Below are 13,263 nucleotides of genomic sequence, written 5' to 3'. Positions count from 1 at the left end.
ATGAAAAAACATATATTAAAAATAACATCCGTTTTTCTATTGATTTTCGCAGCTAGTTGTGATAATTATTTAGATATCAACCAAGACCCTAACGTTTTGGCAGACACCGACCAAGCTAAAATCATTGTTCCTTCTGCTCAAGTAAACTTAGCACACACCCTAATGGGATGGGACTTGGGATTTGCTGGAGGTTTTTGGTCAGAGTACTGGACACAATCTTATACCGCTTCTCAGTTTAAAACTTTATGTGAATACGAAGATGGTAGCTCGACTAATTTTGAAGATGCCTATACAGAATTTACTTCTGGGGTTCTAGTAGACACCAAAAGAATTACAGAATTGGCTGAAGTTAGCGGAGAAAATGGTTACGCTTACATTAGTGAAGCAATTTCTATTTTCACCTGGCAAGTAATGACCGATTTATGGGGAGACGTACCCTACTTTGAAGCTTTGAGTGGTAATGAAGGAATTTTATCTCCTAAATTTGATAAAGCCGAAGATATTTATGCAGATTTAGAGCTTAGAATAGATGCTTTACTTAACATTGATATTTCTACATTATCTAGTATCGATTCTAAATTTGACTTTGTATTTGAAGGAGATTTAAGCAAGTGGAAACTATTTGCAAATTCATTAAAACTTAAATTAATGATGAGACAGTCTGAAACACCTGCTTATGACAATGCTGCGGTAATTACTTTCATCAACAATACTTCTTTCCTAACAGAATCTGCTAAAATTATTGGAGCTGAATACTGGGATGACGCACAAGAAGGAAAAAGACACCCGATGAGAGAGTTCCAAGAAGGAGGTGCTAATTACCTAAGTACCAACGTAATTGGATGTAAAACATTTATTGACTACCTAGCCAACAACTCAGATCCAAGAGTAGATGCTCTATTTACTGCTCCTTCAGGAGGACATGAAGGTGCTTTCTTCGGAGATTTTGATTCTAAAGATGATTCTGATGGTGATGGAACCCTTGATGAAGATGAAGATTATAGTGAAGCCTTATTTGCTGGTACTACCGACCTAGTTATTATGTCCGCTTGGGAAGTAAATTTCTTTATTGCTGAAGCTTATGCAAGAGCCAATGACTTAACAAACGCAAAAGCATTTTACGATGCTGGAGTTGCAGCCTCTTTAACTCAACACGGAATTACTGATATGACTATCATCACCACAGGTTACGCTGCATGGGTTGACGGTACTACTGAAGAAAACATTGAGCAAATTGCAATGCAAAGATGGGTTGCAAATGCCAATTACCAACACACAGAGTCTTTTATTGATCGTAATAGAACCAAATATCCTTCTGTATCAGAAATTGATATCAAAGCAGACAGACAAGATGCTAACAACAACTTCCCTGTAGGTCAATTAACCATCTCTGTAAACGGTAGAGAAAAAACCAATGGTAACCTTCCTGCATCACCTATTTATCCAACAGATGTATTGAACAGAAACACCAATGCTCCAGGACAAAAAACCAGCTTGTTAGAAAAAATTTGGTGGGATCAAAAAGCAGGAAAATAAAATAAGTCTAATCTTATAAAACTATTAAAAGATGAAAAAATATATATATCAAATATTTCCTGTTGTAGCTATGCTATTCTTAGGTTCTTGCGAACAAGATCTAGATACAGAAGGAATTTCAAGAGTTACTTTTTACAATGATATTGAATTGGTAGGTGACAAAGACTTTGTTGTAGAACAAGGAAGCACATATACCGAACCTGGAGCCTCTGCATTTGAGGGAGAAACAGAAGTTACTGAAAATGTTGTAATAAGTGGAACTGTTGATACAAATACTCCAGGTCATTATACAATTTCTTATTATATAGAAAATGTTGATGGATTTGGAAAGACAATAACAAGAAATGTATTTGTATTGCCAGCAGACAGAACAATTTCTGATAACTATACTGGTACCTACACAGGAGTTAACAGTGCAGGAAGCTTTCCAGAAGCCACTGTAATTACTCATTTAGGAGATGGTTTGTATTATTCAGATGATTTTATCGGAGGAAGATATCACATTGGTTTCGATTATGGGCCAGCGTATAAAATTTCAGCATACTTCTATATTACAGGAGATGGAACTTCTTATGAAGGTTTGCTTACAAATTCACCTTGGGGTTCTTGGGATGTTGTTAGTCAATCTTTAAGTGGTACAACTTTTACCCATAATTTACAGTTTGGAACTTTTGCAACACCTGTAGAACTAATTAAAGAATAATAACTCAAAACCAGTAAAACATGAAAAGAATAAATTATAATATCAAACAATTTTTTGGGTTATTTAGCATAATAGCTACATTAACTCTTACTTCTTGCAACGAAGATGTGGATGTTTGGGATAGTGAGACTTTAGAATATTCGGGTACTTTCTTTTGGGAATTGTACAACGAGGATATGTCTACAAAGTACTATTCGTACGATCACGACAGACAGTTGTTAATCTACAACACTGCTGAAAACATGGAGGGTAAAGTCTGGATTGACGACACACATCACGACATCCCTTTAAAAAGTAAGTTTACTTTTTCTGGCGATTCAGAAAGTTTTATGAGTACAACCTCAGATTTTGATTCTTTAGACAACAATGTACTTGCAACAGAAGTACCTAGTACAGCACCTACAGCAGCTGGACAAGAAATTGTTGAGCCAAGAGACTACATTAGAAGTACTGTATTGGAAGGTAAAATACTACCCAATGCAGCTACCACAACAAGTGGAAATCCTGTTGATAGTATTTATATTAAAATTAAACTATTAAGCGGTACCGTTAAATTTACTAGTTATGAAGTGCCAGAAGCGTTGAGAGCTAATCCTGAAATTCCTGAATATGCTTGGGAATACGATAGTGCCACTTATGACCCTTCTAATACAGCCGATGAAACACTTATCATTTCTGGACACAGAAAAACAGGTTTTGCCGAAGACGATCATTAATTAAGTTTATCTTTGTTTAAAATAGGCTGTTCCTAAAAGGACAGCCTTTTTTTTTTACAATAAAAAAAGAGACTAACCAATAGTCGATCTCTTGTAAAGTTCAATAATAAAAAAATGAATAATTATTTTGTTCTAATACTCCTTGAGAAAGTTGTATTTGAGAGTAAGAAATTGGCATAATTTCATGTTTACCTTCAACAAAAAACCAAGAGGAATTAAAATTGTTCCTGTTCTTCCTGCACGAACCAAATCATGGTAACGGAAACCTTCTCCTGCTAATTCTAAACGTATTTCTTTAGTAATAACTTCCCCTTACTATCTATTTTGATAATTTCAACATAGTCAAATACATTGATTTTTATTAAGTTTTGATTTACTATTCTATAACCATTGATATTAGTCTATTAAACTTGCAATGACTGTATAAATCAATTTCTACTTTATATCAATCAATAAATTGTTAATGTCGATCTCTCTTAAAGCGGATTGACTCCTCACCTATTCACATACAATACGTGTAATATTTACCCAGGCTTCAGTTAGTTTTACACACTTTTTTCCCGTAGTTCTATCATCGCATCACGCCCTAAAAAAAACACAAACCACTAAAAAACAACCACTTAAATACCTTACACTCCCTAAACAACACTACATGGCATATTTCTTTCTTTATCTTAAGTGTAAATAAATAATAACTTTTAAAAATAGAAATCATGAAAAAATTAGTTTTAACAGTAGCAATTTTAGTAAGTGGAGTAGCAACAACTTTTGCAAGCCCTTTAACTCCTAATCAAAACTCAACGTTGGAAATCGTAGCAAACAACGAATTTACAGAAATTGCTGTAGATAAATTGCCTGCTGCTGTAACCGAAGCTGTAAAAAAAGATTTCCCAAATGCAACCATCAGCAAAGCATACGTTAACGAAAACGAAATCTATCAATTAGATCTTTCAGTAAACGGTGCTGAAAAAACAGTATACGCTGACAAAGAAGGAAACTGGGTAGAAAGCAAATAATCCTCTATCAGAACTCATCTAAATAAATCAAACAACCATTAAACATTAAAAATCATGAAAAAATTAGTTTTAACAGTAGCAATTTTAGCAAGTGGAGTAGCAACAACTTTTGCAAGTCCTTTAACTCCTAATCAAAACTCAACGTTGGAAATTGTAGTAAACAACGAATTTACAGAAATTGCTGTAGATAAATTGCCTGCTGCTGTAACCGAAGCTGTGAAAAAAGATTTTCCAAATGCAACCATCAGCAAAGCATACGTTAACGAAAACGAAATCTATCAATTAGACCTTTCTGTAGACGGTGCTGAAAAAACAGTATACGCTGACAAAGAAGGAAACTGGGTAGAAAGCAAATAAGAATTTTATTCCTAAGTTTTTGACATTCTAAAAATTCTATAAAAGGACGTTTTTTTTACAAAACGTCCTTTTATATTTTTTTAAACTCACATTGCTAGCTATTTTTGTACAAACAACCCCTTGTGTCCATGAAAAAAATTTTACTTATCGAAGATGATGTGGCTTTTTCTAAAATGTTACAAAACTTTTTAGAGAGGCACCAATACCAAGTAGATGTAAGTTACAACATACAAAGTGCTACCAAATTGATTAATGAAAACAAGTATCATTTGGTTTTTACAGATCTTCGTTTGCCTGATGGTGATGGAATTTCGTTATTAAAACAAGTAAAAAAAGGAAGTCATCATTTTCCCGTTGTTTTAATGACAAGCTATGCAGAGGTATCTACAGCAGTACAAGCAATGAAACAAGGAGCTTTTGATTATATTTCTAAACCTTTTAATCCTAACGAAGTTCTAGAAGTTATCTCTAATGCACTGCATCAAAAAGACGATACAATCAAAGAAAAAACAACCATTACTCCACCTAACAAAAAGGCAACCAATGGTAAATCTGAATTTATTGAAGGAATTAGCCCAGCATCCAAAACCTTATACGAATACATTAACCTAGTAGCCCCTACGCACATGTCTGTGCTGATTACAGGAGAAAGCGGAACAGGAAAAGAAGTCGTTGCAAAAAGTATTCATCTAAAAAGCAATCGTAAAGACCAGCCCTTTGTTGCAGTAGATTGTGGTGCTATTCCTAAAGAAATTGCTTCTAGTGAGTTTTTTGGACATAAAAAAGGTTCTTTTACAGGAGCAGTAACAGATAAAATTGGTCATTTTGAAGCAGCCAACGGGGGAACTTTATTTTTAGATGAAGTTGGAAACTTATCCTATGAAAACCAAATACAACTTTTACGTGCTTTGCAAGAACGAAAAGTAAAACCTATTGGTAGTAGCAACGAAATTCATGTTGATATTCGACTTATTACGGCAACTAACGAAGATTTGTTACAAGCCGTTGAAGAAGGAGATTTTAGAGAAGATTTGTACCATAGGCTAAATGAATTTTCTATTAAAGTTCCTAGCTTAAAAGAACGTAATGATGACCTAGTTCTCTATGCAGATTTTTTCTTGAACAAAGCCAACCAGCTTCTTAACAAAAATGTGGAAGGTTTTTCTAAAGAAGTGCTTTCAGTTTTTTTTAACTATACATGGCCTGGTAATTTAAGAGAATTGTCTAACGTTATAAAACGTGCCACTTTGCTAACCACAGAAGATTTAATCCCTGTACAGGCTCTGCCTCAAGAACTCCTATCAACACCAGCAAAGGAAAGTTCTATTCAGCAAAAATTTTCAACAAAAGAAAATGAAAAAGAACTCATTATTAATGCGTTAAAAGAAGTAAACAACAATAGAACCAAAGCCGCTAAGTTGCTAAATATTACTCGCAAAACATTGTACAACAAAATGAAATCATACGGACTTAGCTAAATACTTACTAAATTGATTGATAAAATGATCTAATTCCTTTACAAATTCCTGAAAATCTATTGAGTTTAAATTTTCAATAGTTTCTAAAACTTCTAAATACGGAACAACATGTACTGCTTCTAACTGTCGGAACATACTCAACATTTTATGACCAACAGTTCTTAATGTTTCTAGATTTTTTTCATTGTAGGCCGTTAACAACTCTTGTTTGTTTTTTTGGGTATCTTCTAAAAACAGCATTAATGTACTTTGCAATGCTGCTTTATTATCTCCCAAAAAAGCTTTGATACTTTCTAAATTAAAATCTTTTTTCTGAGAAGAATGTTCATCTTTTCCTGATGCATTTTCTGTCTCTATAGCTCCTTTAAAAAAACGTTGTAACAACGTCTCTAACACAGCAACACCAAAGGGCTTTACTAAAACCTCATCAAAGCCAATTTCCTGATAATCCGATTTAGAAAAATTAGTCCTCCCCGTCATGGCAACAATGGGCTGATTTTTATAATTTTTATGTTGTTTGACTAATTCCATCAAACGAATTCCATTCATTTTGGGCAACTGAATGTCTGTAAGCAACAAATCGTATTCTAAATCTGTCAGTTTTTTTAACGCTTTTTTTCCATCCTCAAACAAACGTACTTCTATTCCATAAGAGGACAACATTTCTTTTAATAACAATCTCATTGATGGATCGTCTTCTACCACAACTATTTTTTTATGGTAAAAAGGAATTGCTTTTGGGGTTGATGCATTCTCTACTTTTTTAGAAAAAGTTACAGGGATTATTAGCGTAAAGGTACTTCCTTTTCCCAACTCACTTTCCAAAGTAATGGTTCCTCCCAGCAACTCTGCTATTCGTTTAGAAATGGTTAAACCCAACCCAAAACCTTGATTTTTAATTTCGGTATCTACATCAACCTGACTAAATGCACTAAACACCTGCTCTTGTTCTTCTTGGGCAATTCCAATCCCTGTATCTTTTACCGCAATACACAAGTTTTTTTCCTGCTTTAAATAACAATGAATACCAATACTTCCCTGTTCCGTAAATTTGGTTGCATTGATGACTAAGTTGTACAAAATCTGTTTTACTCTAAACGGATCGGAAACAATAAAGTTAGAAAGACTTATATGAATACTAGTTTGGATAGAAACGGGCTTATTTAACAATAACCTTTCTGTATCTTTTTGTATTTCTTCAATCAACTTTTTCAAATCAAAAGGAACGGAATTGATAGAAATATTGTTTTTTTCTACTCTAGAAAACTCCAACAAATCATTTACCAACTGTCCCATATAAGTTGCTGCACTTTGTATATGTGTATTGTAATACGCTATCTTATTGTAATTGTTAGGTTGGTTTAACAACTCACTATATCCTTTTATAGTGTTTAGAGGAGTTCTTAAATCGTGGCTAACCATCGATATAATTTGCTCTCTGCTTTTTAACAGACTAGAGGTGGTTTTATTGGCCTCTTCTAACTGCTTTCTATAACGTTGATTTTTCCAAAAATCGTTTAAAAAAATCAAAGAGAAAACAACAATAATTCCAAAACCAATAGCTACAGAGACAACAATAATGTCTTTACTGTGTTGAATAGCATCTTGCCTTTGACTATTGATACGATAAGAATGTTGTAAAATAGAGGTTTCTAAAAGGTTTAAAAATTCTCTTAATTTTCTTGAAATCACCCTGTCATTCTCTATCAATTCTCGTTCTTTTACCAAAGAGCTTAACCTTTGTTTTTCTATTGCTTTTTGTGCATCTTTCAGCTTAGATTTAGATACTGTTAATAATGAGTCTAGCTTTTTTTGTTCTTTAGCATCTATAGAACCTTTGGGTTTGTATTTTTCTAACATTTGCAAATACCCCTCTATGTTTTGCTGTGGTTCTTGATCTAAAGTTTGCAAATCTTTAGAAAAATCTGAAGCCCAAATTTTACCAAAAATTGAATCTATTGCACTTAACTTCTGAATTGCTAGTTGTATAGATGCTTTGGAAGGATCGTTTCTTTGAATACTTCTTAAACTCTTTACACTTTCTCCTTTATCGGACAAAACTAGCTGAATACTATCTAAAATCAATGCTTCAAAAGAGTCATCTACAGTATTTTTAATAGAGTCTATTTTTAACAATAGTTGTTGATTTTCTTCTTCATAAGTTTTAAAATCATCCCATAATTTAGACTGTATAGCAACTCTAGAAAAACTTTCATTTTCGTAAATATCAGCAATTAAACTACCTATTTCTACCACTTTACTCTGTTCGCCTAAATCTTGTTTTTGCAAACTGGTAAATGTTTTTATTTCTGAAAAAATAGCAATTCCGGCTACGGAAGCTAACAGTCCTAAGGTTAAATACCCTAATACAACTTTTATAGTAATACTATGTTTACGTCTTTGCATATAAAATATTTGACTTTTGCAGGGTTGTATACGAAAAAAGGAAGAAACATATATGCTTCATCCTTTTTTTCTTTATTTATAGTAAAATTATGTAGTTTCCGTTTGATTGGTGTTCTTATTTTTATAAAACAGCTTGCTAACAAATTCTATTTTTCTACATATTGTTTAAAGTGGTCTAAAATTGCTTGCCAACCTTGTTTTTGCATTTCTGCAGGATTCTCTAAATCAGCATCAAAAATAGTAGTGACCAACACACCCTGATCTACTTTTTTAAACCAATTTTCAACCATTCTATCATCTTCCATTTTGTATACAATTTTTTCGTTTGGAATAATATTGAGGTAAGTTCCCTTTAAATCGAAGCCCATCGATTCGTTTTTTGCTTCCATACGATACAAAAACTCCCCTCCTATTTGCAAATCGTTTTCTGCTTTGGGGCAATGCCAATCTTCAGAGGCATAGTTCCAATGAACAATATGTTTGGGTAAAGTCCAGAATTCCCATACTTTTTGTAGAGATGCGTTTACTTTTACTTCTATGCTTATTTTTTCCATGATTTTATTTTCAGTTGTACTCAAACTTATCAAAAAGTAGTCAAACAGACAACAAATTTCATCTCAGATCATTAAACATTGTCTTAATTAAAAAGCATTTAAAGTAAAGTCTACAAAGTTGATTAGCCCTACAATAACAAAATAAAAAACCTATCTTTGCAAATCGAATTAAAGGTAAGAATTTCCAGCAATTCCGACCACATAGCCAAACAAAGCATATGGCAGATATTAGAGAAGAAATAAAAAAGCGAATTTTAGTATTGGATGGAGCCATGGGAACCATGATTCAGCAATACAAGTTTTCTGAAGAAGATTACAGAGGAGAGCAGTTTAAAGATTGGAAAGTTCCTGTAAAAGGAAACAACGATATGTTATCGATAACCCAACCACAGGCTATTAAAGACATACACGCAAAATATTTTGAGGCGGGTGCAGACATAGCAGAAACCAATACGTTTTCTGGAACCACCATAGCTATGGCAGATTATGAAATGGAAGAAGCAGTATATCAACTAAACTACCAATCGGCAAAAATTGCCAAAGAAGTAGCAGATCAATTTACTGCAAAAGAACCACACAAACCTCGTTTTGTAGCCGGAGCTATGGGACCTACCAACCGAACGTTAAGTATGTCTCCAGATGTAAACGATCCAGGATACAGAGCCGTAACTTTTGATGAGCTACGCATTGCTTACAAACAACAAGCAGAAGCATTAATAGACGGTGGTGTAGATGTATTGTTAGTAGAAACTATTTTTGATACGCTAAACGCAAAAGCCGCTTTGTTTGCAATACAAGAAGTAAACGAAGAAAAAGGCTTAGACATTCCTATTATGGTAAGTGGAACCATTACCGATGCTTCGGGAAGAACGCTTTCGGGACAAACTGCAGATGCATTTTTAATTTCAGTTTCACATTTACCTTTGTTATCTGTAGGATTTAACTGTGCACTAGGTGCAGATGCTTTGCAACCGCACTTAGAAACAGTAGCAGCACAAACTCAATTTGCAGTATCGGCACACCCCAACGCAGGACTGCCTAATGCTTTTGGAGAGTACGATGAAACTCCCGAACAAATGGCTGCACAAATTCAAAATTATCTAGACAAAGGGCTTATCAATATCATTGGAGGATGTTGTGGTACAACCCCAGCACATATAAAAGCTATTGCAGAGATTGCAGAGAAAGCAGAAAGAAGACAAGTTGCAGAGCAACTTAGCACAAGGTAAAGAGTAGTTAGTAGCCAGTATATATTGTGAGTCTTTGTACTTTGTACTAAGTACTCAATACTAAACGAAAGAAATGAGTCAAATAAACCAAACAAAATACATGAAATTATCTGGTCTAGAACCCTTAATTCTAGGACCTGATATGAATTTTATCAATGTAGGAGAGCGTACCAATGTAGCAGGATCTCGTAAGTTTTTACGTTTAATAAAAGAAGAACAATTTGATGAGGCTTTGGAAATTGCACGTCATCAAGTAGAAGGTGGTGCACAAATTATTGACGTTAATATGGACGATGGTCTTATTGACGGTAAAGAAGCTATGGTTAAGTTTTTAAACTTGATGATGGCCGAACCCGAAATTGCACGAGTTCCTATGATGATTGATTCTTCTAAATGGGAGATTATCGAAGCAGGACTGCAAGTAGTGCAAGGAAAAAGTGTGGTAAATTCAATCTCGTTAAAAGAAGGAGAAGAAAAGTTTAAGGAGCAGGTACGAAAACTAAAAATGTACGGTGCTGCCGTTATTGTAATGGCCTTTGATGAAGTAGGACAAGCAGACAACTACCAACGTAGAATAGAAATAGCAGAGCGTTCTTACCGTATTATGGTAGACGAATGTAATTTTCCTTCTGAAGACATTATTTTTGATTTAAATATTTTCCCAGTAGCTACGGGAATGGAAGAACACCGAAGAAATGCCATCGATTTTATAGAAGCAACTCACTGGGTACGTACCCACTTGACCAACGCAAGTGTTAGTGGTGGAGTAAGTAATGTTTCTTTTTCTTTTCGTGGAAATAACGTGGTAAGAGAAGCTATGCACTCTGTGTTTTTATACCATGCTATACAAAAAGGGATGAATATGGGAATTGTAAATCCTGCCATGTTAGAGGTGTATGATGACATCCCAAAAGACCTTCTAGAACATGTAGAAGATGTAATTCTAGACCGTAGAGACGATGCTACAGAAAGCTTGTTAGACTTTGCCGAAACCGTAAAAGGAACAGGAAAAGCTAAGGTAGAAAACTTAGAATGGAGAAACATGCCTTTGCAAGATCGTATTACCCATGGGCTAGTAAAGGGAATTGATAAGTTTATTGTAGAAGACGTAGAACAAGCTCGTCAAGAAGTTGCCAAACCTTTAGAAGTTATAGAAGGCCATTTGATGATTGGAATGGGTGTGGTAGGAGATTTGTTTGGAGAAGGAAAAATGTTTTTACCCCAAGTGGTAAAATCGGCACGTGTCATGAAAAAAGCAGTGGCATATTTAATGCCTTTTATAGAAGAAGCCAAAGACGATGCAGCACAATCGCAAGGAAAAGTACTATTAGCAACTGTAAAAGGAGATGTTCATGATATTGGAAAAAATATTGTTGGTGTGGTTCTCGCATGTAACAATTACGAAATTGTAGATTTAGGCGTGATGGTACCCCCAGAAAAAATATTGCAAACCGCTATTGACGAAAAAGTAGATGTGATTGGTTTAAGTGGGTTGATAACACCATCCTTGGATGAAATGGTACACATTGCCAAAGAAATGAAACGTTTGAATTTTACCATTCCGTTATTGATAGGAGGAGCAACCACCTCTAAAGCACATACAGCAGTAAAAATAGCACCAGAATACGATGGAGGTGTGGTGCATGTGTTGGATGCTTCGCGTTCTGTGCCTGTAACCAGCACATTGATAAGTGAAGATTTGACCTTAGCCGAAAAGTTTAGAAAAGATACTTATGCTGAATACGACAAGGTTCGCGAAGGATTTTTGAATCGTGCAAAGAAAAAAGTCTACTTACCGTTGGCAGATGCAAGAGCAAATAAATATGCCTTGGAATTTAATCAAACCACTACATACATTCCCAACCAATTGGGAGTTCAGGTAATTGACAATATGCCTCTAGAAGATTTATTACCTTATTTTGATTGGACTCCATTTTTTCAATCTTGGGAACTACATGGTAAATTTCCAGCTATTTTAGAAGACAAAGTTGTAGGAACTCAAGCAACAGAACTCTATAAAGATGCTCAAATTATGCTAGACACGATCATCAAAGAAAAATGGTTTACAGCCAAAGCTGTCTATGGTTTGTTTCCTGCCAATACAGTAAACGATGATGATATTGAAATTTACAAAGACCAAAATAGAACTACTATAATACAGACCATGTTGACTCTTCGTCAGCAATCAAAAAAAGCCGCAGGTAAACCTAATATTGCTTTGGCAGATTATATTGCTCCCAAAAACTCTGGAGTACAAGACTACATAGGAGGATTTTGTGTAACTGCAGGTTTTGGTGTTGAAGAAAAAGCCGAAGAATACAAAAACAATTTAGACGATTACAATAGTATTTTGGTCAAGGCTTTGGCCGATAGGTTTGCAGAAGCTTTTGCTGAATATTTACACAACAAAATACGTAAACAAGACTGGGGCTATGCTTCTGATGAAAAACTAGACAATGAAGACTTAATCAAAGAAAAATACCAAGGAATACGTCCTGCTTCTGGGTATCCATCTTGTCCAGACCATACCGAAAAAATACAATTGTGGGAGCTACTAAAAGTAAAAGAACACATAGGTGTAGAACTAACAGATAGCTTGGCCATGTTTCCTACAGCTTCTGTGTCAGGACATTATTTTGCACACAAGGATGCTCGTTATTTCGGACTAGGTAAAATTACCAAAGAACAAGTACACGACTTTGCAGATAGAAGAGGTTTGACAAAAGAAGAGGCAGAACGCTGGCTAAGCCCTAACTTGGCAGAGGAATAATTTGTTGCTTTATTGCATAAACAATCTAAATAGTTGAATAAATAAAAGTGATTTTGTTTGAAAGTTTTAAGCGATTTATTTGACTACATTTGTAGTGAAATTAATGATATTAGTAATCTAAAAAATATAAATTATGGCATTAGAAATAACAGATGCAACATTTGAAGAAGTTGTTTTAAAATCAGATAAACCAGTGTTGGTTGATTTTTGGGCTGCATGGTGTGGGCCTTGTAGAATGGTAGCTCCTATTATAGAAGAGTTGTCTGAAGAGTTTGATGGAAAAGCAGTAATTGGAAAAGTAGATGTAGATAGCAATCCTGAATTTGCTGCTAAGTTTGGTATCCGTAACATTCCAACTGTCTTGGTCTTCAAAGGAGGTGAACAAGTAGACAAACAAGTAGGAGTAGCTCCTAAGGATGTATATGCTGGTAAGATAAACGCTTTGTTAAGCTAATTTTTAAAGCCAAAACATAAAAAAAGTCCACATAATGTGGACTT

The 13,263-nt window shown here is 34.6% G+C and carries 11 protein-coding genes; 9 read left to right on the top strand and 2 right to left on the bottom strand.

The window, feature by feature from the left end; all coding sequences use genetic code 11:
* The 6 genes from FS85_RS0110575 to FS85_RS0110550 all read left to right on the top strand — a co-directional run bounded on the left by FS85_RS0110575 (window position 1) and on the right by FS85_RS0110550 (window position 5,806).
* Window positions 1–1,536, top strand: a complete 1,536-nt coding sequence (locus FS85_RS0110575) for a SusD/RagB family nutrient-binding outer membrane lipoprotein (RefSeq protein WP_010136245.1) — start codon at window positions 1–3, stop codon at window positions 1,534–1,536.
* Between the two features lie 31 nt (window positions 1,537–1,567).
* Window positions 1,568–2,239, top strand: a complete 672-nt coding sequence (locus tag FS85_RS15525) for an immunoglobulin-like domain-containing protein (RefSeq protein WP_010136244.1) — start codon at window positions 1,568–1,570, stop codon at window positions 2,237–2,239.
* Between the two features lie 20 nt (window positions 2,240–2,259).
* A complete protein-coding gene (locus FS85_RS0110565) occupies window positions 2,260–2,955 on the top strand; it encodes a lipid-binding protein (RefSeq protein WP_010136242.1) in 696 nt (231 codons plus the stop codon).
* Between the two features lie 713 nt (window positions 2,956–3,668).
* Window positions 3,669–3,971: a hypothetical protein gene (locus FS85_RS0110560; protein ID WP_010136241.1), complete on the top strand. Its 303-nt coding sequence runs from the start codon at window positions 3,669–3,671 to the stop codon at window positions 3,969–3,971.
* A 54-nt stretch (window positions 3,972–4,025) separates the two neighbouring features.
* A complete protein-coding gene (locus tag FS85_RS0110555) occupies window positions 4,026–4,328 on the top strand; it encodes a hypothetical protein (protein WP_010136240.1) in 303 nt (100 codons plus the stop codon).
* A 128-nt stretch (window positions 4,329–4,456) separates the two neighbouring features.
* Entirely contained in the window at window positions 4,457–5,806 is a 1,350-nt protein-coding gene (locus FS85_RS0110550; RefSeq protein WP_010136239.1) for a sigma-54-dependent transcriptional regulator, read from the top strand.
* Here the strand turns inward: FS85_RS0110550 and FS85_RS0110545 are convergent.
* Together FS85_RS0110545 and FS85_RS0110540 are read right to left on the bottom strand one after the other, a co-directional pair.
* The gene (locus FS85_RS0110545) at window positions 5,789–8,212 is read right to left on the bottom strand and encodes a hybrid sensor histidine kinase/response regulator (RefSeq protein ID WP_010136238.1); all 2,424 of its coding nucleotides are present in this window, start codon (window positions 8,210–8,212) and stop codon (window positions 5,789–5,791) included. The genes FS85_RS0110550 and FS85_RS0110545 overlap by 18 nt on opposite strands.
* A gap of 146 nt (window positions 8,213–8,358) precedes the next feature.
* Entirely contained in the window at window positions 8,359–8,766 is a 408-nt protein-coding gene (locus FS85_RS0110540; protein WP_010136237.1) for an SRPBCC family protein, read from the bottom strand.
* 218 nt (window positions 8,767–8,984) lie between these two features.
* Here FS85_RS0110540 and FS85_RS16525 point away from each other — a divergent pair, with 218 nt between their 5' ends.
* From FS85_RS16525 to trxA, 3 genes are all read left to right on the top strand, one after another.
* Complete coding sequence (locus FS85_RS16525; protein ID WP_010136236.1) at window positions 8,985–9,995, top strand: homocysteine S-methyltransferase family protein; 1,011 nt, start codon at window positions 8,985–8,987, stop codon at window positions 9,993–9,995.
* Between the two features lie 73 nt (window positions 9,996–10,068).
* Window positions 10,069–12,765 (top strand): methionine synthase, encoded by a 2,697-nt coding sequence (gene metH, locus FS85_RS0110530; RefSeq protein ID WP_029489410.1) that lies wholly within the window; start codon window positions 10,069–10,071, stop codon window positions 12,763–12,765.
* 133 nt (window positions 12,766–12,898) lie between these two features.
* A complete protein-coding gene (gene trxA / locus FS85_RS0110525) occupies window positions 12,899–13,219 on the top strand; it encodes a thioredoxin (protein WP_010136232.1) in 321 nt (106 codons plus the stop codon).
* Window positions 13,220–13,263: the final 44 nt, after the last annotated feature.

This window comes from Ochrovirga pacifica, assembly GCF_000220525.1.
GTDB classification, from domain to species: domain Bacteria; phylum Bacteroidota; class Bacteroidia; order Flavobacteriales; family Flavobacteriaceae; genus Ochrovirga; species Ochrovirga pacifica.
This window is presented reverse-complemented; position numbering and strand designations above follow the sequence as displayed.

Excerpts from the sequence above, each read along its gene's own strand:
- FS85_RS15525 (WP_010136244.1), top strand. The coding sequence starts at position 1,568 with ATGAAAAAATATATATATCAAATATTTCCTGTTGTAGCTATGCTATTC.
- FS85_RS0110540 (WP_010136237.1), bottom strand. The coding sequence starts at position 8,766 with ATGGAAAAAATAAGCATAGAAGTAAAAGTAAACGCATCTCTACAAAAA.
- trxA (WP_010136232.1), top strand. The coding sequence starts at position 12,899 with ATGGCATTAGAAATAACAGATGCAACATTTGAAGAAGTTGTTTTAAAA.
- FS85_RS0110560 (WP_010136241.1), top strand. The coding sequence starts at position 3,669 with ATGAAAAAATTAGTTTTAACAGTAGCAATTTTAGTAAGTGGAGTAGCA.
- FS85_RS0110565 (WP_010136242.1), top strand. The coding sequence starts at position 2,260 with ATGAAAAGAATAAATTATAATATCAAACAATTTTTTGGGTTATTTAGC.
- FS85_RS0110555 (WP_010136240.1), top strand. The coding sequence starts at position 4,026 with ATGAAAAAATTAGTTTTAACAGTAGCAATTTTAGCAAGTGGAGTAGCA.
- metH (WP_029489410.1), top strand. The coding sequence starts at position 10,069 with ATGAGTCAAATAAACCAAACAAAATACATGAAATTATCTGGTCTAGAA.
- FS85_RS0110575 (WP_010136245.1), top strand. The coding sequence starts at position 1 with ATGAAAAAACATATATTAAAAATAACATCCGTTTTTCTATTGATTTTC.
- FS85_RS16525 (WP_010136236.1), top strand. The coding sequence starts at position 8,985 with ATGGCAGATATTAGAGAAGAAATAAAAAAGCGAATTTTAGTATTGGAT.
- FS85_RS0110550 (WP_010136239.1), top strand. The coding sequence starts at position 4,457 with ATGAAAAAAATTTTACTTATCGAAGATGATGTGGCTTTTTCTAAAATG.
- FS85_RS0110545 (WP_010136238.1), bottom strand. The coding sequence starts at position 8,212 with ATGCAAAGACGTAAACATAGTATTACTATAAAAGTTGTATTAGGGTAT.